A 20,415-nucleotide genomic window follows, 5' to 3' on the forward strand; every position below is an offset into this window, starting at 1 on the left:
TTGCGCATTTTGCATGAAACATGAACACAAGGGCATTATAGGGAAAAATGCAAAAGGAGTGAAAGCTTTGTTCTATTATAAAGAGGGATTAATAAATGGTATTAAACCTGATAAGCCCGATCCTGCGGCGGCAAAAGTGCTTCAAGAAGCATTAGGTGGGCAATTTGGCGAAATGCGTACGATGATGCAGTATTTTTTTCAGAGCTCTAACTTCCGGGGTAAGGAAAAACAATTTCAGGACTTGCTTCGCGGTGTTTTCCTTGAAGAAATTGCGCATGTGGAGCTTGTACAGCATACCATCAACGCACTATTGAACGATGCAGGTCTATCCAGCCCTGGTGATGCAGGGGAAGATCAGGCTCCGATTGACGAAGCCGTCAAGCAAGGAAATCCGCATCATTTTATTATGGGGGCCAAGACCTCTCTCCCCGTCGATGCCGGCGGTAATCCCTGGAACGGTTCATGGGTATACAGTCATGGAAATCTGATCAGTGATATGCTTAACAACGTTGTACTGGAATCAACCGGAGTGTTACAAAAAACACGAATCTACGAAATGAGTTCCAACCAAACCTTTAGAGAGACGCTTGGGTTCTTGATTGTACGGGATAACGCTCACCAAAATGCCTTCGCCAAAGCTTTGGAAACGTTAGGGGTTGACTGGGGCAAGCTGTTCCCCGTACCTAATTATGATATTAACAAATACCCTGAATGTCGAAAGTTTGTCGACATGGGCTACCATAACATTCAGTTCAATTTCCGCTTGGACCCAACTCGTATCAGCGATATTTACCAAGGTCAAACACCTAGTCGTAATGGCGGCCCACTCTCCGTCACTGAACCACCTACAGAATTTCCAGTTCCACATTTACCAGAAATGCCAAACGAGCATAGTCCCGGTCTTCACGATATGCAGGTTTAGAATAGCACACAGGGTTGGAATAAATTATTTCCTATGCTATCATTTGACAAAATCAGGGTTGTCATTTAAAATGAAAGCGCATCCTTGGTGATCAACCTCTAATCGTGAATGGTACCCGAGGATAACTATTATAATTTGAGGGCGCTGCTTCCCTGATCATGATACGACCAGGAACAACCCCGTAATCTTCTACTCGAAGATTGCGGGGTTATTTGTTTGGGCAGCAGGAAGGGAGGTTGTCTGGCTTTATTTATTGTTTATCTAAAATATTCGAAAGGCGGCTTGATCAATGAAATGGATGATTAGAAAATCAATGATTGCAGTGATTGCTTCCACCTTTCTTCTTACCGCATGGCTTAATCCGTTCATGTCCGTACCCTCAGCAAGTGCAGCACCTGACACCTCCGTTCTGAACAAGCAGGGCTTCTCCACTGATGTTATCTATCAAATCGTAACCGATCGCTTCGCCGACGGGGATACTTCCAATAACCCAACCGGAGGAGCCTACTCCCCAGGGTGTACAAGCCTCAAGCTATATTGTGGTGGAGACTGGCAAGGTATCATTGATAAAATCAACGACGGTTACTTTGCAGGCATGGGCGTCAGTGCCTTGTGGATTTCCCAACCTGTAGAGAACATTTATAGCATCATCGACTATTCTGGCGTTAACAGTACCGCCTATCATGGATATTGGGCACGTGATTTCAAACGAACCAATCCGGCATTCGGCAGCATGAGCGACTTTCAGAATCTGGTGAACACAGCTCATGCAAACAATATCAAAATAATCATTGATTTTGCTCCAAATCACACCTCCCCGGCCTCGGAGACGCAGCCATCCTTTGCAGAGAATGGCAAGCTTTACGATAATGGTAGTCTGATTGCCGGTTATACGGGGGATACCAACAATATCTTCCATCATAATATGGGCACCGATTTCTCATCCCTGGAGGATGGCATCTATCGTAATCTATATGATTTGGCCGATATCAACCACCACAATAACACAACAGATGCCTACTTCAAGGAGGCCATCAAGCTCTGGCTTGATATGGGAATTGACGGAATTCGGGTAGATGCCGTCAAGCATATGCCGCCAGGCTGGCAGAAGAACTGGATGGCTTACATTTCAGGCTACGAGCCCGTATTTACCTTCGGTGAATGGTTCCTTGGCGTTGGAGAATATGATCCTAATAATATTGACTTCGCTAATGAATCCGGTATGAGTCTGCTCGATTTCCGCTTTGGACAAAAGGTGCGGCAAGTATTCCGGGATAATACAGATAATATGTACGGTCTGAACGATATGCTAGCAGAAACCAAAGACGATTACACCCATATTCATGATCAGGTGACCTTTATCGACAACCATGACATGGACCGCTTCAAGCTTGGCAACAATGACCGACGTTTGGAGCAAGCTTTAACCTTTACACTTACCTCGCGTGGCGTGCCAGCTATCTATTACGGCACAGAGCAATACATGACTGGCAATGGTGATCCGGCGAATCGCTCCTTCATGACCGGCTTCTCAACTAACACTACCGCTTACCAACTCATTGGCAAACTGGCTCCGCTTCGCAAGTCCAACGCAGCCATTGCCTACGGCAGTACACAGGAACGCTGGATCAATAACGACGTCTATATTTATGAGCGGAATTTCGGCAGCAGCACCGCACTAATTGCCATTAACCGTAGTGCGACGGCTTCGGCATCCGTGACCGGTCTGCAAACTTCGCTCCCGGCTGGCACCTATACAGATGAACTGGATGGATTGTTAAATGGTACTAACATAACTGTGAATGCTGCGGGTGCTGTAAATGCATTTACTTTGCCTGCGGGTGGTGCCGCCGTATGGCAATTTGCCACCAACGAAACATCTCCGATCATCGGCAACATTGGTCCAGACCTGGGTAAAGCAGGCACGTTATTAACCATTGACGGACGTGGCTTTGGTAATACCAAGGGCACGGTCTATTTTGGCACGACAGCCGTCACGGGTAGCCAGATTACCGGATGGGAGGATTCCCAGATTCAAGTGATTGTCCCTGCGGCTACTCCTGGCGAGCAGAGCATCAAGGTTCGTACCGCAAGCTCTGTGGACAGCAACAGCTACAACAGCTTCAACCTGCTGACAGGAGATCAGGTATCGGTCCGCTTCATCATAAACAACGCCACGACCACTTTCGGTGAAAATGTTTATTTGACAGGTAATACCGCCGAGCTAGGTAACTGGGACCCGGACGAAGCTATTGGTCCATTCTTCAATCAGATCATGACCACCTATCCGTCCTGGTACTATGATGTAAGTGTACCAGCCGGAACAAATCTGCAATTCAAATTTATCAAGAAAAATGGTACCTCCGTTACCTGGGAAGGTGGATCTAATCATACCTACACCGCCCCAGCAAGCGGAGTTGGGACCATTACAGTCGATTGGCAGCCATAATATCTAAGTATAAGAGCAACAAGGACCAGTCTGGGTATCCCGGGCTGGTCCTTGTTAAGTTTCAATATACCATGTTGGCTTTAACAGCCTGAAATAATCATGATCCTCTGAAAAGTATGGGCTTCACGCTGTCTGCCCAATAACTAAATCCAAGACAATTTCCCCATCCACTAAATCTCCGGTCTCCTGAAATCTATAGGATTTGTATAGTTTATTTACAACTTGATTATCAGGAACATGGGAGGTTCGGATTCTGGTGCATCCTTCAATATGGCTCATCGTAGTTATGATCTCTCCAAGAGCTGCCTTACCAAGTCCTCTACCTTGATGCTGCTCATCAATCATGAATCTCACGATCCAGTAGCAATCATCATCTTCATAAGGAGTGACATCAAATAAGGTAAATCCGACCATCGTATCTTCGTTATAAATGCCAAAAGCTCCTGTACTTGGCTCTTCTACTGCCTTTTCTAATGAATCCAGATTTGAAGCCACGAACTCCATTTGATCCTGGCGTGGTTTGAGACTAATGCACTCATCCCTGTTCTGCTCAGTAATAGGCTTTAAGCTGATTTGAATCATGGATATCCCTCCCCATGCAATTTACGAGCGTGACCTTAGTTCAACTCTTTAATGAGGTAAACTAAGAGATCGTCATCTACGGTCACTTGCTCCCCAGGTTGTAATTCGACGTTCTTATATACAATTCCTTGACCATCCATAACATAACCACGCTGATTATACATCCTCTGCGCCTTCCCATAATCCTTATAAAGCCCTACGCCTAGACCTATCCGGCCCGAAATCTTTGAGGCCACTTGTTCCAATTTGTCAAACAGAGCACTTGCAATTCCCATTCTCCTAAACTCCATAAAAACATTCAAATCATTGATTTCGGGAATATGGTGGCTTGCAAAATAAGGATATTCCGAAGTGAACAATAAGTGGCAGCATCCCGCCAACACATTTTCGTAATAGGCCAAATAAGTAACCCGGTTCCCTTGTATATTCTCATTTAAACAGTTATGAAAATAGTCACCCGATTTATACCATGGGTATCTTCTCGAAAATTCAAAATTCAGAAACATGGCTTCTTCGTGGTTAGAAAGTGGTCTGATGGATATTGGGTTGGTCAACATAGAATTAGCCTTTCCCCCTTCAAGAGGTATTATATCTTGGTCCAATGCTGCGGGACAGGTCCGCTCCACGGCCAATTTGCTTCTGAAGCACGAGGGAATCGGCAGATCCTTGAGCTTGCTGAGGGCCTGCGCCCGCACAAGCTCGCTCGTTTGGAGTAGCAGAGTATTAACAGCCTCCCACATACTTGCCGAACACGAGAGCCGGTATGCTGACAAGCATAAAAAAGCCGCAGTCACCCCCTAACAAGGCATCCGCGGCTTACTCTCTTAGCATCATAATTATCAAAAGAATTGGGGGTACTGCTTGGACATACTATTCACCTGCTCCAGCAGGCTACCCGAGTGTTCCTTCACAGCTTGACGCAGGGCCTCCGCATCGCGACGGCGAATCGCGGTCACCATGTCCTCATGCTGAGAAATATGCGATTGCCGCGCACCTTCCATTTTGCCATACAATAGACAAATCCGGTTATAGTGAGAGGCTACCTCTTCGATAGTATACCAGGCGAGCGATACTCCCGCAGTTTCGAAGATCAACTGATGGAAACGATTGTCCTTATGATAAAACTCAATAAAATGCTTTTTGTCCATATACTTCTTCTGCTTGTTAATCAGTTCCTGCATCGTATCGGCAACCAATTCGCTGCATTTGCGAATAAAATCATCCACCACGGCGGACTCCAGCGAAGTCCGGATGAACCATTCTTCACGGACGCGTCCCAAGTCAATCTTGGACACGACCGTTTTGCGTTGCGGATAGATTTCCACCAACCCGGACTGCTGCAAGCGCACAACCGCTTCCCGGACCGGAGTTCGACTCACCCCGTAACGTTCAGATAGCTTCTGGACACTCACGTCCATCCCTGGCTCAAGCGCCATGTTCATGATGTCTTCTTTGATTTTATTGTAAGTTACATCGTTCAATGAGCTACTGTTATTCATGATCTTCAACGGCTTCCCTACACCTTCCTGAACCCACTCCTAGAACGTCACGATATATACTCTCCGCACCGGAAGAATCGTAACTGATATACAACAGAAAATCCAGAATAAACGGGGAATAGTCTAGTCTATTCAGTTCACGCGTAAACGCCATGGCGGCAATTTCACTCAGCGCGCGTACCTTCGAGTAGCTCCTCCAACCAAGCAAACGCCACAGTTCAATCTTCTGGGTTCGGGTATATATTTCTGATTCAAACCGTTCTTCTACAGCATGGAAAATTTCATGCCCCAAGATAGTATTCATTATATCATCTTGCCGGAATAGTTCAACCAAACTCGGGGCCTCTTGTGCCACCAATAACGCCGCCCTGCTTATAGGTTCATTCATAATAACGATATGGTCCGGTGGCGTATAGCAGGCGAACAAAATCCGATGACCGGTGATGGAAGATGGCTCAAATTGGACCTTCATTTTCATCCTGTCAGCAAGCACACGTACATCCATACAGCCGTATTGGGCGACCATGCGCTGAGCATAATCTTTACCGCAGCGTATGGCTTCGTCCGTCATCTCGATCATTTGCTCGGGGTGTATGCGGCGCTTTAATACATCTCTGGAGAAGGCATATCCTCCCCAGGCTTGGTCGTCCACCTGCAACAAAGTCTCGATCATATCCTTCAACTGATTAGGATTCCGCATAGCCCCTCCGTTTCTTAGGCGATCTCAGCTTTGCTTCATATTAGCGGCAACCACAATAATTTCCGTATCCGGTTCAAAGGTAGACACTTCGATGTCCATTAGCAGCTCCAATTGTTCAAATTCAGATGCCGTAAAGTCCATCACTCGCGCCCCGATGCACAAATAGTAATCAGGCCGGGCGATAAGTTCTGTTTTGTATACGGCCATATCCTCCCACAGCTTCTTGAGGGCCTGCCCATAGTTAGCAGCAGTTGTCTTGATCGCCATTGCACGACCCCGCTGAATTTTAATAAACCCTTTATTGTCCACAATGCGAATAGCTCCAGCATCTCCCGGTGTATCGGTCTTCTCGCCAAAGATATGGAAGTATCTCGTCTTTTGCAGGAGTTGCGTCCGCTCCACCGGAATTCGCATATCGCTTGCGGAGATTTCCCGTAGTTCCTCTTCACTGCATTCCTTCAACAATTCATTGGTTTTCACTTCTGTAGAACCGGTAGCGATGGCCGTGACCTTCGAGGTTTGCGGGTCGATGTCGATATGGATTTCTACGCTTTCCGGCGTGGCCCCACTTTGGATGGCCTTATTCATTGCTTCCATTTTAATAGCACTGATTTGTTCTTTGGAAGGCGATGGGATGATTCGCTCTACCACATCCCGAACCATGGCCAGGGCAACACCAATAGATGAGATGACCTCCGCGTTCTCAGGAATGCTGTATTTCAGCCCCATTTTCTCGGCAAAATAGACAATCAACGAAGCTGCGCCGCCGCCGACACCTACGAGAGAAATCTGATCTTTCTCCAGCTTGTATTTGTCCGCCAGCGCCAATATGACGGGTTCAATCTTGGCATAGGCCTTCTCCATGATTTGCCGCGCAATATCCTCGACGGTCGAACCGCAATAATCAGCTAATGCCTGTATCGCCTTTCTGGCCGCTTCCACATGACCATGGGAGAAGTGATCTTCCTTGACCAGTCCAAGTACGTTGGCTGCACAGGAGTTGGTAATGGTCACCCGCTCCCCATTCTCCAGCCGAATCGCCACATAATCTGCGGGATCACCAGGCTTGGGCGAGAAGAATTCAACCTTAGGTCCTTGGATTTTGGCTGGATCGGTAAACACTGCATAATCAAGCCCCGCAATATGCGCAGACCGTGGGCCCACATCGATAACCCCATTCTTGTCAGCTCGCACGATGGACCCTCCAGCTACCCCAAGCACCCGCACGTCCAACGAATTGACATAGGTGGGATGACCACCAACGATGGAATAGTCGATGGCAGGACGGCCATTCTTAATGACTCCAATATTGGTGGTGGTTCCACCCACCTCGAAATACACCCCGTTGGAGGCTCTTAAATACATCAAAGAGCCCATCACCGAAGCGGCTGGACCAGACAGCATCGTGAGAATAGGGCGCTTCTTCATCTCGCTAATCTCCATAACGCCCCCATCCCCCCGCATAATCATGAGTGGGACATGCACACCAGCCTCGTTAACCGATTGCTCCGTGGAAGTGGCCGTATCCAGCATTTTGGGAAGAATACTGGCGTTAATTGCCGCCGTTCTTGTACGCCGGGTCAATCCATACAGCTTCGTAATATCGGACGCCATAGTGGTAGGCAGGCCTTTGTTCTCTGCTTTCTCATAGACGAGTTGCTCCGGTCTGCCATTATCAACGCCGAAGGCCATTGACGGAACTATCACCTGCGCACCTTGCCCCTCCAGATCCTCAATCACTTGCACCACGGTCTCTTCCGTCATCTTTTTGACATTGACAAAATGATTGTAAATCTTGATAGCCTTGCTATTCCCCAGATCAATGTCTGGCAGCTTCGTTTGCCTCTTAGCCAGAAAGCCTTCAAACCCGCCCTTACCCATGCCGATGATGCCAACCTGGGCGATGTCTCCCTCAATCAGCGCATTGGTCGCCTGCGTCGTGCTATGGGCCACAAACACAACATCCTCCGGCTGAATTTGATTTTCCGTCAAGCAATTCTGAAAACAACGCACCACGCCGGCAGCCACACCTCGCGGGTCATCATGCGTCGTTTTCACCGATGATTTCCCGATAATATCATGGGTTTCATTGTCGATGGCTACCGCCTTGGTATGCGTTCCCCCTACGTCAATTCCCATACGAATAATTCTACTCATGTTCGTCCTCCAATCCTTATATAGCCGGCTGCCGCCCTTAAGTAACGGCAACCGGCTTGCTCTATTAAACCAGGCTACCGTACATAAAGAACACGACGGCACAGAGAATAATTCCGATCATCCAGCCGGAAGGGATGGACATCTTCATGAAGTCTCGGGCTGGAACCTTGGTGTAACCAAATCCCCAGGCTACCCAGGATTGGGTAACGTCCAAATGCTGTGGCGCCACCGTCGTAACGGCGAACAAAGGGTACAGAAATTGCACAGGCCATGCCGCCGTCGAGACGACTACAGCCAGAATAGCGGTCCCCGAGCCAACCAAGTTCATTGGGCCGCGGAAGAAGCCAAGTGGTGTCAAGATGGCAAACACAATACATAATAACAAGGCTGTCTGCGGCATCACGCCACCGAACAGAATTTTAAAATAAGGCGAAGCATATGTAGCAGCATTGTTGAACATGGCGAGCGTCAGCAAGAACCCGATCATCGGGGCTACATCAATTGCGCCATCTGCGAACTGCTTGGATAACATCCGGCAAACATTTGCAAATCCGCCCTTGAGCTTGCCGCAGGTCAACAAGGCGAACAGGCCCGCAAAGATAAATCCGAAAATAATCGGAATTTTAAACACTACGACACCGATGACCGGCAGAATAATGGAGATCCAGGAAATCGCCGGCGCATCTTTGGAATGTTGTTCTTCCGGCGTAGTAGCCGCCCAAGCACGGGAAATTTTTTTATTATTCATAGACAGGTTAGCCACAATAAGCACAATGACCAACGAGACGGCCATTGCAATCATACCGAAGCCAAAATAAGCGTTATAATCATAGCTGGCGTAGCTTTCATTAGCGGTAGCAAAGAGAGCTTGATATTGTTTGAAGTTTACGATATTTCCAAAGATCCCGGCCATAATGGAACCCATGAAGGAGAATAAAGCGACTGAGGAAGGAATGCCAAGGGATAACATGATGGGTAACACGATAACGGCGATGGAAATGACGGGGCCAATCCCGGTCATGGAGGTAAAAATAACAGCCGTGACAATACAGAGCAGCGACATCGTTATGCGTGGTTTGTCTCCGCCAAGCTCTACTACTTTACGAATCAGTGTTGCAGCAATACCGGTATCCATCAGGATTCGGCCAAAAAACGCCCCAAAGAAAACGTTTACAAGAATGGCCTTACCATAGTTCTCCGGCCCCGTCTGGAACACATTGGTCAACACGGAGACAAAGGTCTGCCCCTCCATCATGGAAGTAGGCGCAATCGCATTGCCAATCAAAGCGATAGCTGTCCACAGCACCGACATGATGAAAAAGCCCACCATGAGGTTATACCCCTTCACGCAATACCATACGAGTCCGAAAAATGATAATACCATCAAGAAACCGATTACATAATTCGTTACATCCACAAAATGCCCTCCTTAAAATAGGAATTAAAAAGCATGGACTAACATACTAACATGCTATTTCAATAACTGACATGTTAGTTATTCGGTCAAATATTACCATGTCATCTAGATAACGTCAATATGTTTCCGCACACAAATTAAAAAGGGAAACCATGAAAAATTCATAGTTTCCCAATCAGGTATGGAATTAAGAGACCCGTTCTACTTTTATGGAAGAAGTCTTGTCATTAAAATCATCACCGAGATAGGAGCTATCACCCAGCAACACTTTGGTTGCTCCTTGGAATTCTCCATGCTCATAAAGGGTAACCTTATAGCCGCTTGGCACTTTCAGTGAAGAGATGGAGTCGTTGGGAATTCCCTTTGCGACTAGATCACTTACATTATAACTGCCCACATCCAGGCTGACAGCAGCTCCCTTGTAATTGGCATCAATATATACAACAGGTATTTTCTCTACTTTGAGGGAAGATGTCTTATCATTAAAATCGCCAAGAGAGGCGGTATCCGCTGTAATGACTCTTTGCGCGCCACCAAAATTCAAATGTTCATAGAGGGTGACCTTAATGCCCGGAGTTACCTTAAGCGATGAGAGTGTATCGTTTGCAATACCGGCTGCTACCATTTCATTGTAGTTATAGGAGCCTGCCCCAAGCGCTACAGCATAACCTCCATAATTGGCGTTCCCGTAGAAGATAGCCCCCTCGGAAATGGTCTCCCCATAGGTGACTTGAGGGAATTCCTGGCGTGCCGCCTGATATTGACTTTCAAATTGATTTGGCCAGCCAAAAGCAGTAATAGCCAGCGATTTCAAATCAGCCTTAGCTGCTCCACTCATAAAGTGCACATACTCACCCATGTTCATGTTTCTCGTATAATGACCGGATGAATTCTTTGGATAGTATTGAGCCAGTAACTGAAAATATCTATTCAGCACTTGCTTCTCCCCATAGTTGCTATAAATCGGATAATACCAGTTCTTAAACCAGTAGGTGCCTGCTTGCGGGAAATTTTCCGCCTTGCTGGTGAAGCTGTTATAAATCCGTTGGGCTTCACTGTTTAAACCTAATGCCTTATAAACATCATATTGATAAATTTCAGCCCATTTACTGTCTCCCCACAATCCAAAGGCGGGTGAACCCTTGGTGTCATTGGTTGCAGATTCTACGATATGGGCGACTTCATGAACCAGAATATCCAGATTCCAGCCGGTGGGATTAATAAAATTGGAGCCACCGATATCGATGACATTGCGGTAGTCATGGTCAGCGTTGTAGGCGTAACCTGGATGGCCACCACTATACTTCGTATTATGGACAATGACGTAAAGTCGACCATCGCCCCCCATCGAGCCATAGGTTTGCTTGGTGTATCTCCATACATCCGCCGCTGTAGAATACATCCAGCCAATTTGATTGGGGTCGATTTCATCATCTACATAAAATGCCACCTCATCATTATAGTGCACCAACTTGAGCAACTCCCTATGCTCGAACCAGTGCTCTTGCCAGGTCGCGGGTGGAGCGCTCGCGGCACTTGCCGGAGCTTGGGGAAGGGAACATAAGACGATGACCAACACCATAAAGAAAACCAATGATTTCTTCACAATACATTCCTCCTCATTTTTTCATTTCCTTGAATTTAAATATTTTGTAATATTATTACATTACATGACATAGATTAATGAATTTTGGCAGATAATGCAACCTAAAAATATACTTTATGAAAAATAAAAAAACATCTGCTAGGCACAGATGTATGGTTCATCACTATTTGATATATTCTGATTTTATAAATGCCTGAATGATAGGTTGATCGGGTGGACTGATGTCTGCGGGGAGTTGCTCTATTTTGAAAAACCTTAAGCACTCTACTTCTTCTTCATCCAGCCTTAATTCTCCTTCGTAGTCACCGCAGATATAGGCTGCTGCAACATTATAAACCTCATCTCCATGCGGATATTTATAATACAAATCCATTCCAGAGAAAACATCTAGCAATTTTAATTTATGCGCTATTAATCCGGTTTCTTCATACAGTTCTCGTCTTGCCACTTCTTCCATGCTTTCGCCCGGCTCCAGAGAGCCGCCTGGTAATCCCCACAGCCCATTGTCTTTTCTCTGTTGCAAGAGAATTTAGCCGTGTTCATTCATTAAGATCGTGCATGCACCAACCATAATTATAGGCCTAGTACCAATGATTTTCCTAAGTTCCATAATGTACCCCATACTTACTTGCCCCCTGCGTTCTTGCAGTTTTAATCCCAAATTCGACCTAATTGATCTGCGTAAAATAATATGGCCTTCTTGTAATCCTGAAGCCCTTGATCAGTGCTCGCTTCTGCCAATTTTCAACAGGATGCCCATCGCTTCACTCTATGCCTGCTGGTTGTATAGAACCATTGCGTAGAATACCTGAAATTCACCGCGTTCCGGGAATTCTTGCATAGCATTTTCAAATATCACTTGAGCCTCATTATACAAGCCTAAAGTTCTGTAGCGAGTAACAGGTCTTGAAGAATCCTAAAGCATGACAACTTCCGGAACTAACAGGAAATCCTCCAGCTAAAACCTCTAATAAACAGAATTATTCACCATTATAAGGAATTCATCCCTATAATTTAGCTTAAATCGCTGAATATGGACCAAACATGTGAATTTATAGGGAACTTTTCCAGTTAAACTCCAAAATCCAGCTCATTTGCGTCAATTAGCGGGAGTATTTCCCATTAATGTGCATCAGCATCAAGGGACATCGCACAGCAGACGGAGACTGTTTTACTTTTACTTAACTATCAAATCTTTTTCCCATAATGCCTTTACAATCTCAACTTGGTAATTAGATTTTATCTTTTTTCCTTGGGTTACTATTGCCCATATCTCTTTATTATCTTTGTTTATGTAGGTTGGATCTTGCTTTAATAAATTGATGGTATTTATGGCATATTGTTTGTTTAAACAGTCCTGTTTGTGATTATACCTTCCTGCCTTAATTCCTTTAATTAATCCCTCTTCGCATATTCCTAAAAATGCAGTCCTAGGACAACCCTTTTTCTGTCCCCAACTACCTTCTCCAAATTGTTCACCTGTGGCAATGAACCAAGCTTTTACTGGGCTTTCTATTCTATTTTCCTGAACGTATCTCACCACATTTAATGCTGACTTCGAGTACTTATCCATGCCTATGTCCTCCATTTCCTCACAATCATCGCTACTTCCATGATTATACATCTCCATCCATAGGGGCGATAGTCTCGAATATGGATATAGTTAGAGGCAGTTACAATGTCTAATGTTATCGAATCCAGCGAGTTGACCACAAATACAATTTATTACTTGAATCAATGAATCCCTTCTGATTGAGGTCCAGGGCTGCAATTTCCCGCATCTCTTGTTCAGAGAGTGTAAAGTCAAACAAGTCGATATTTTGTTCCAGCCTTGCAGGCGTAATCGATTTAGGAATAACCGCAATATCTCGTTGAAGATTCCATCTGAGAATGACCTGGGCGGCAGTTTTGCCTTTTCTATCTCCAATGTCTTTCAGTACAGGGTGAGTGAGCAACCGCTTGTTCCCACGACCGAAGGGTGCCCATGCGACATGTTGTATGCTATAGCTCGTCATGAAATCATGCAGTTCATCTTTTTGTAAAAAAGGATGGGTTTGCACCTGATTTACCGCTGGAATAATCGTTCCATGCTTCATTACTTTCTCCAAATGGGAGGGTTCAAAATTAGAAACTCCAATGGCTCTGATCTTCCCCTCGCGATGTAGCTCCTCCATCGTATTCCAACTACTTAAATAATCACCGGTTGGCCAATGAATCAAGTATAAGTCAACATAATCGGTGTTTAATTTCCTCAAGCTGCTCTCAAAAGCAGTCCGTGTTTTGGCTCCGAGATCCGATGTCCAAATTTTCGTGGTAATAAATAGTTCGCTCCGCTTCACGCCAGATTTACGGATGGCTTCGGCAATCAACTCTTCATTATGATAAATCGCCGCGGTGTCCAAATGTCGGTATCCATGGTTCAGTGCCCATACTACAGCTTCCGTGCTATCCCCTTTGACGTTATAGACGCCCAAACCAACTTTTGGCATAAGTACCCCATTATTAAGTTGAACATGTTCCATAAGCCCTCTCCTTGTTACCCTAATTAAAATCGGACACATGTCCGTTTTATAATTTGATCTTATCCAGTAAGTGTTCGCTTGTCAATTCTTGTCTTGAAGATCATAGACAAATTGCAAAAAACAGCAAGAGAGGTAGCCACTCCAGGCTCCCTCCCTTACTGTCTCCAGTTCTCCACTATACAGCACTCATTTTCCTATTTGATCAACATGATACCTGATTGCACTCGAAATGAACTCGGCCAAATCTTGATTACTATATTGATTGATATAATTTTTGAATCGTCCATCGTATCTGTAGGTATCGGCCAGGCAACCAAGCAACTCTGCATCCAGGGTCATGAATCTCTCCAAATAATTTCGCCATTCCATGATTAATTCCTGTACTTGAAGAGACTCTGGAGACTGCTCCACACAAGCAGCCAGCCTTCTGAACACATTTTCCATACCTTGTTCAAATTCTGCGAACAGCTTCTCTTTTTCCTTGGCAGGGACTTGATCCAGCTTCTCTTGGAAGCTTCTATAGCCCTCGGTTTCTCCATAGACGAGACGAGCTTCCTTGGCATACTGTTCCTGTAAAGGCAACACCGATGAATGGTTAAAGATACCCAGATTGTATATATCCCTTCCAGATACATAATCCTCCAATGCCAGCAGTATAGTCTCTAGTCGTTGTTTCCTGGACAGCAGCGTCTCGCTATGGCTTTTTAATATCTTTTTTTGCTCCTGCTTGGTCAGCTTTAGAATTTCTCCAATTTCTTTTAACGAGAAATCCATCTCCTTTAAAAACAAAATGGTTTGCAGCCTTTCCAAGCTACTCCGATCGTAATGACGATAACCATTCTCCGCTAAATAAGTCGGCTTGAAAAGGTCGATTTTGTCATAATAGTGCAAGGTTCTAGCTGTAATGCCTGTGATGCTCACAATATCCTTAACCGTTAAGAAGGGTGTCTTCATCCCAAAAATCCTTTACTTCAGTTAGTATGTTATCGGCAGGCGTAATTGTTGCCTCGAAAATCGTTTTTCCTGTTTTCCTCAAATAGTGACGGATCAAATAATAACCGCAAGCATAACCCGCACAGTAGGGCATATGGACAGGCTCTAAATTTTGCAGCTTGGCGATTTCGTCCCCGTACAGATAAGGAGTGATTTTATCCAACCCCGTTACCTGTAATTGTTCCTTAAGCACTGGCTTAATATGCTGATTTAACGTGCTTTCGGATGTTCGGGTTACCCAAGGGCCCAAAAGCTCTTGCCCATACATGAATGTAGCGTAATTCTCCGCCAGCCCTTCACTTACAATCAGTTCGCCCAGCGTAACGGTAGGGTCCCAATCAATAAATTGATACCGAATATTATGATTGCATTCATGCGCTAAGGCAGCTTTGACTCTGGGCAAGGTGTATTCGTTAGGCACCAGTGTACACAAGATGTAACCGGGAATCCCCCCGTCTCCACTATACCCCTCACTTAACATCAAGGAAGGACTTGCGGGATTGCCTAACTGTATAGTGAACAAATAATCAGATACCGGGAGTTTGATTCCATGCTCGATAAAAGAAAAAATACTTTTCCTAACCGCATCATAACAGTTGGCCCAAAATACCTCTGAAGATATCAATTCTATCTCGTATTCAATCTGACCCGTGATCTGATCAGGAGCTCGATTCATCATGTTATTTAGCATCAAGACATCAAATCCGAAAGGCTCATCGGACTTGAACGGAATCTGCTGAATATCCCATTTCCGCATAAAGGGAGCCAACATTTCACTCCTGAACAGCTCAACCTTTTCCTGGGGCGGAGCCTCTGCTACTTTTCGGTAAATATAGTCTGAACGCAATGCCTTGATATTCATATTCTCACCTCATCTTTGATTTAATGAGAATTATGCAGTATGACGTTACGTCATAGTCAAGGCTCTTTACAAATCACTTTCAAGTTCTTCAAAATACCGCAACCCTTGACTCTTTATTTCATTAAGCATCCTCTTTGCTTCCTTAGGTCGCTTAATAATGATTACTTTTGTGTCCTTTGGATATTTCGCCAATCTGTTCAGAACATTCGAATGTTTATCTCTTCTAAAATTCCATACATATTTTATAAATGGCCAATCAATCGATTCCGGGCAACCTTCATTAAGATCAGGCCTAGTCTTCCCATGATATTGTATTCTGCGCTTGAATATTCTATATGTAGTAATCCATGGTGATAGATCAAAGTAAATAATGACATCAGCAGCCTGTGCTCTAATATCCATGGTGCTACCATAATGTCCGTCTATAATCCATTCTTCTTTCATGACTAATTGCTCGTTGAATTTAACCCACTCTTCTTTGGGAGTTTCCACCCACCCGGGCTTCCAATAATAAGCATCGAGATGATAAACAGGCAATGCCAGTTCTTCTCCAAGTTTTCGTGCGTATGTTGACTTTCCGGAGCCACTTGAGCCCATAATCATGATTTTCATTTAATGCTCCTTTCCATCCCCACATGGCTTGAATAAGTGATTATCATACATTTCGACTACGATTAAGGGATTACCTTCTGCCGCGTATTTTTGGATTAATTTTGGAAAAACTGTTTCATTCCCAGACAGAATGGTTAATCGTATACAACATATTATTGCGGTGATACGAACCTATTCCAAAGGAAAGGAATTCGTTGCTTGCTTACGATTATGCACATATCCATCCGGGATTAGAGAAGTCGCAGACAGGGCTTGTCTGATTTCCTACAGAGATTGACTGAGGGACCCGTACATGAGAATGCATACTGTCCCGTATAGACGGGAGCACAGGCTTGGAATACTTTTCAAATGGATGTAAGGATTACACAATATGAACTCCAATCTTTTTCCCTATCCTGAATAAGACCTCATCCTAATTCCATTTTATTATTGCTAACTTGCTTGACTTGAAGCTCATTCCTACATAGCAAGGCCTCCGCTTTCCGTACCTGTTGCACCACACCTCCTCAAAGTAATTGTTGATCTCTACAATGGATGATGATATGCCCAACGCTCCCGCATAATATGGAATCTGCTTGGAAAAAGGAGCGATTGAATGATAGTTCTGGAACATGTGAACAAGGTTTATGACAATGGATTTCAGGCACTAAAAGACATTAATCTTGAGTTTAAAAAAGGAGAGATTACTGTCCTCATTGGACCCAGTGGCTGCGGCAAATCTACGACGATGAAGTTGATCAATGCACTAAACACGCCATCTTCAGGCACAATACGCATCGATGGCAAGGATATTTCAAGATTAAATCCAGTCGCACTGCGCAGAGATATCGGTTACGTCATTCAGAGCGTTGGATTATTCCCACATATGACTATTTCCAAAAATGCCGCGGTTGTCCCACGCCTGAAAAAGTGGAATAAAGATAAAATCGAGCAAAAGGTGAACCAACTGTTGGATTTGGTTGGACTGGACCACGCGCGGTACGGCACACGCTATCCTTCCGAGCTTAGTGGAGGACAACAACAACGAGTGGGCGTCGTGCGAGCCCTTGCGGCAGATCCGGACATTATTCTGATGGACGAGCCGTTCTCGGCCCTTGATCCCATCAGTCGTGAGCAGCTTCAGGATGAATTGATCCGATTGCAGCAAGAGCTAAACAAAACCATTATTTTTGTTACCCATGATATGGATGAGGCTATTAAGATTGCCGATACTATTGTACTGATGAAGGAGGGGGCAGTCGTTCAAACAGGCAAGCCCGACAGCATCTTACGCCACCCCGCTAATGACTTTGTACGTGACTTCATCGGTTCGAAACGTCTGCAAAATGAGAATGAAAATACTTATGAAATTCCACTCGTTGACGAAGTGATGATTACCAATCCTGTGACCGCCTTTCCGAGCCGCGGACTAGCTGAAGCCATCAAGATGATGGAAATGAAACGGGTGGATTCCCTCCTGATCGTCGATCGCCAGCGGCAGCTTCAAGGCGCAGTGTCTATTTATCGCGTACTCGATCAATATGGAGAAGAGAACCAAACGGTAGCAGATGTTATGCATCCTGTTCGCTATTCCGTTGCTTCTGGCAGCACACTTGCTCAAGCCATTGAGATCATGGATAGCTATCAGCTCAGCAACCTCCCTGTGGTCGACAACAACAATCGGTTCCTTGGACTGATTACGAGAGGTAGTGTTGTCAAACATCTGGCAGAAGTGTACCCTACGATAGTTCGCTCGGAGCCACTTGGAGAGGGTGAGTGATATGAACGCATTATGGAATTTCATTGTAGAGCGCTATCCAGATATCTTGAAGGCATTGCAGGAACACCTGTTCCTTTCCTCCTCATCCGTATTATTAGGAACGATTATTGCAGTACCGATCGGTATATTACTCGTATACAGCCGGTCAGGCTGGAGCAACCGTATTGTTTTCTTTGTGGCTAATCTCTTTCAGACAGTTCCAAGCTTGGCTCTTCTGGCCATTCTGATTCCGCTGCTTGGCATCGGCATGAAGCCTGCTATCCTTGCGCTTTTCCTCTATTCCCTTATGCCCATTCTGAGGAATACCTACGATGGTTTTAATGCTGTGGACAAAGGTGTACTTCAATCTGCAAGAGGTATGGGGTACAGCACCGCGCAAACGATATTGAGGGTTCAGCTTCCACTATCGCTTCCCTATATCATGTCCGGCATACGCATTACAACCGTCTACATTATCAGTTGGGCTACACTTGCCGCGCTGATTGGAGCTGGTGGATTAGGCCAACTGATTGTATCCGGGCTTGGGGTCAATAAGCCTGAAATGATAGTTATAGGCGGCATTGGTGCTGTCCTCCTGGCATTTGCAGTAGACGGCCTATTGGGTTTGCTGGAGGGCTGGTTAAGCAAGCACTATCATCAGAATCATCCCCGGGACACTGCGATATGAGACACAATCAAGGTAAGCAAACAAGGGGACGTAATAAGGAAGGCGTGGTAACACTGAATAAGTTGAAATGGTTCTCGATCTTCATTAGTATAACGGTTCTAACTGCTTTTGGCTCCGCCTGCGGCATACAAAGCGACTTGACGATCGGGACGCAAACCTATACCGAAACTAAAATTATAGCTGAATTGTACAAGGCACTGATTGAAGAACAAACTGACCTTAAAGTGGACATTATTCCAGACCTTGCTTCAAGCTCATTGGTTATCAATTCGATGAAAAAGAATGATGTTCAAATGGCCACATTATACACGGGTGAGATTTTTAATAATTATTTCCCCATCAGCGGATCGAAGGATCGCACTATGGTTTTACAGGAAGCACAAACTGGATTTCAAGATCACTTCGGGTTTAGCTGGATGGACCCGCTGGGCTTTGAGAATACTTACGCCTTTACGGTCAGAAAGGATTTGGCTGAATCTAAAGGATATACCCAAATTTCCGATGTCACCAAAGATATGGACAGTATGAAACTAGGCGTAGATACTACATGGCTGGAACGAACCACAGATGGCTATCCGGCTTTCTCTAAAGCCTATGGTATTACGTTCGGTCAGGTTTTCCCTATGGAGATCAGTCTGGTATATAGTGCAGTTGCCAATCAACAGGTGGACATCGTGCTAGCCTACTCTACAGACTCTCGCCTGAAGGCTTATCAATTGCAAACCCTTCAGGACGACAAACAATTCTTCCCTCCCTATGATGCAAGTCCGGTATTACGTTCAGAACTTGTGCAGGAACATCCGGAGATCGAGCGGGCTATAGCGCCTTTAATTGGCAAGCTGGACGCAGACACCATGATAGCTCTGAACTATCAAGTGGATATTGAGAAGAAGAGCGAGCGGGAAGTCGCTGTCGCTTACTTGAAGGAACAGGGTCTTCTAAATAGCTAAAGGAGGGTAAGCATGGAGCAAGAACAATTAACGTTTACTGATTTTTTGTCATATATATCACGAAATCAGGGGTTACTCTGGGAATATTTCATCCAGCACATCATGATGGTGGCAATCGGCCTAGGGCTGGCCATTATCGTCGGAGTACCTCTAGGCATTCTTTGTTCCAAGAATAAATGGGCTGCGAAGATCATCTTGTCGATTACCAGCCTTCTTCAGGTTGTTCCCAGTTTAGCCATGCTTATGATCCTGATGTTATGGCTCGGACTTGGAACAACCACGGTGATGGCAGGTCTCTTCCTGTATTCACTCAATCCGATCACGCGCAATACCTATGTTGGATTGAGACAGGTGGATGCCAGTTACATTGAATCGGGGAGGGGAATTGGCATGAGCCCTTTTCAACTGCTCATCAAAGTGCGTTTTCCTCTGTCTCTAACTTATATCATGTCGGGTCTGAGGATTGCAGCCGTCATCGCTATCGGTGTGGTAACCATCGCTCCTCTAGTAGGAGGAGGTGGCCTGGGACGAGAGATTTATGCCGGGCTAAACAGCAACAATTCCTTACGGATTTTTGCAGGCGCTATTCCTGCCGCATTTTTGGCCATTGGTGCAGATATCCTACTTGGTATCTTGCAAAGAAGGGTCGATTTAGCCAAACGCAAGTCTTCTAATCTGACATCTTCCTCTACGAAGTCGTCAGAGCTTACCTAATACT

At 45.3% G+C, this 20,415-nt stretch carries 18 protein-coding genes and 1 pseudogene; 6 read left to right on the forward strand and 13 right to left on the reverse strand.

Annotated elements, in window-relative coordinates:
- The first annotated feature begins 67 nt into the window (after positions 1 to 67).
- Positions 68 to 922 (forward strand): manganese catalase family protein, encoded by an 855-nt coding sequence (locus tag AC1VOR_RS03135; RefSeq protein WP_482615813.1) that lies wholly within the window; start codon positions 68 to 70, stop codon positions 920 to 922.
- Positions 923 to 1,289: 367 nt separating this feature from the next.
- The gene (locus AC1VOR_RS03140) at positions 1,290 to 3,371 is read left to right on the forward strand and encodes an alpha-amylase family glycosyl hydrolase (protein ID WP_482616387.1); all 2,082 of its coding nucleotides are present in this window, start codon (positions 1,290 to 1,292) and stop codon (positions 3,369 to 3,371) included.
- A 123-nt stretch (positions 3,372 to 3,494) separates the two neighbouring features.
- Here AC1VOR_RS03140 and AC1VOR_RS03145 read toward each other — a convergent pair whose 3' ends face one another.
- From AC1VOR_RS03145 to AC1VOR_RS03205, 13 genes and pseudogenes are all read right to left on the reverse strand, one after another.
- Entirely contained in the window at positions 3,495 to 3,953 is a 459-nt protein-coding gene (locus AC1VOR_RS03145) for a GNAT family N-acetyltransferase (RefSeq protein WP_482615814.1), read from the reverse strand.
- Between the two features lie 35 nt (positions 3,954 to 3,988).
- On the reverse strand, positions 3,989 to 4,510 hold the full coding sequence (locus AC1VOR_RS03150; RefSeq protein WP_482615815.1) for a GNAT family N-acetyltransferase: 522 nt from the start codon (positions 4,508 to 4,510) through the stop codon (positions 3,989 to 3,991).
- A 282-nt stretch (positions 4,511 to 4,792) separates the two neighbouring features.
- Positions 4,793 to 5,452, reverse strand: coding sequence for a GntR family transcriptional regulator (locus AC1VOR_RS03155; RefSeq protein ID WP_482615816.1), 660 nt, complete (start codon positions 5,450 to 5,452; stop codon positions 4,793 to 4,795).
- The gene (locus tag AC1VOR_RS03160; protein WP_482615817.1) at positions 5,445 to 6,152 is read right to left on the reverse strand and encodes a hypothetical protein; all 708 of its coding nucleotides are present in this window, start codon (positions 6,150 to 6,152) and stop codon (positions 5,445 to 5,447) included. The genes AC1VOR_RS03155 and AC1VOR_RS03160 overlap by 8 nt, the downstream gene beginning before the upstream one ends.
- 24 nt (positions 6,153 to 6,176) lie before the next feature.
- Entirely contained in the window at positions 6,177 to 8,309 is a 2,133-nt protein-coding gene (locus tag AC1VOR_RS03165; RefSeq protein WP_482615818.1) for a hydantoinase/oxoprolinase family protein, read from the reverse strand.
- A gap of 64 nt (positions 8,310 to 8,373) precedes the next feature.
- Entirely contained in the window at positions 8,374 to 9,726 is a 1,353-nt protein-coding gene (locus AC1VOR_RS03170) for a citrate transporter (protein ID WP_482615819.1), read from the reverse strand.
- Positions 9,727 to 9,913: 187 nt separating this feature from the next.
- Positions 9,914 to 11,332, reverse strand: a complete 1,419-nt coding sequence (locus tag AC1VOR_RS03175; protein ID WP_482615820.1) for a beta/gamma crystallin-related protein — start codon at positions 11,330 to 11,332, stop codon at positions 9,914 to 9,916.
- 163 nt (positions 11,333 to 11,495) lie between these two features.
- Positions 11,496 to 11,954, reverse strand: a pseudogene (locus AC1VOR_RS03180) (NUDIX hydrolase).
- 555 nt (positions 11,955 to 12,509) lie between these two features.
- On the reverse strand, positions 12,510 to 12,905 hold the full coding sequence (locus AC1VOR_RS03185) for a DUF6979 family protein (protein WP_482615821.1): 396 nt from the start codon (positions 12,903 to 12,905) through the stop codon (positions 12,510 to 12,512).
- 115 nt (positions 12,906 to 13,020) lie between these two features.
- On the reverse strand, positions 13,021 to 13,854 hold the full coding sequence (locus AC1VOR_RS03190) for an aldo/keto reductase (RefSeq protein ID WP_482615822.1): 834 nt from the start codon (positions 13,852 to 13,854) through the stop codon (positions 13,021 to 13,023).
- Positions 13,855 to 14,040: 186 nt separating this feature from the next.
- Complete coding sequence (locus AC1VOR_RS03195) at positions 14,041 to 14,808, reverse strand: MerR family transcriptional regulator (RefSeq protein WP_482615823.1); 768 nt, start codon at positions 14,806 to 14,808, stop codon at positions 14,041 to 14,043.
- The gene (locus AC1VOR_RS03200) at positions 14,783 to 15,709 is read right to left on the reverse strand and encodes a DUF2268 domain-containing putative Zn-dependent protease (protein ID WP_482615824.1); all 927 of its coding nucleotides are present in this window, start codon (positions 15,707 to 15,709) and stop codon (positions 14,783 to 14,785) included. The genes AC1VOR_RS03195 and AC1VOR_RS03200 overlap by 26 nt, the downstream gene beginning before the upstream one ends.
- 66 nt (positions 15,710 to 15,775) lie before the next feature.
- A complete protein-coding gene (locus tag AC1VOR_RS03205) occupies positions 15,776 to 16,321 on the reverse strand; it encodes a DNA topology modulation protein (RefSeq protein WP_482615825.1) in 546 nt (181 codons plus the stop codon).
- Between the two features lie 595 nt (positions 16,322 to 16,916).
- Between AC1VOR_RS03205 and AC1VOR_RS03210 the strand changes: the two genes are divergently transcribed.
- From AC1VOR_RS03210 to AC1VOR_RS03225, 4 genes are read left to right on the forward strand one after another with little or no spacing between them, the layout of a single operon-like run.
- The gene (locus AC1VOR_RS03210) at positions 16,917 to 18,080 is read left to right on the forward strand and encodes an ABC transporter ATP-binding protein (RefSeq protein ID WP_482615826.1); all 1,164 of its coding nucleotides are present in this window, start codon (positions 16,917 to 16,919) and stop codon (positions 18,078 to 18,080) included.
- A 1-nt stretch (position 18,081) separates the two neighbouring features.
- Positions 18,082 to 18,747, forward strand: a complete 666-nt coding sequence (locus AC1VOR_RS03215; RefSeq protein ID WP_482615827.1) for an ABC transporter permease — start codon at positions 18,082 to 18,084, stop codon at positions 18,745 to 18,747.
- Positions 18,744 to 19,697 carry a glycine betaine ABC transporter substrate-binding protein gene (locus AC1VOR_RS03220; protein ID WP_482615828.1) on the forward strand — a complete coding sequence of 318 codons (954 nt, stop codon included), beginning with the start codon at positions 18,744 to 18,746 and terminating at the stop codon, positions 19,695 to 19,697. Before AC1VOR_RS03215 ends, AC1VOR_RS03220 begins: the two co-directional genes overlap by 4 nt.
- A 12-nt stretch (positions 19,698 to 19,709) precedes the next feature.
- Positions 19,710 to 20,411 carry an ABC transporter permease gene (locus tag AC1VOR_RS03225; RefSeq protein ID WP_482615829.1) on the forward strand — a complete coding sequence of 234 codons (702 nt, stop codon included), beginning with the start codon at positions 19,710 to 19,712 and terminating at the stop codon, positions 20,409 to 20,411.
- The last annotated feature ends 4 nt before the right edge of the window (positions 20,412 to 20,415 follow it).

Source organism: Paenibacillus sp. 1SOY10 (assembly GCF_056836745.1).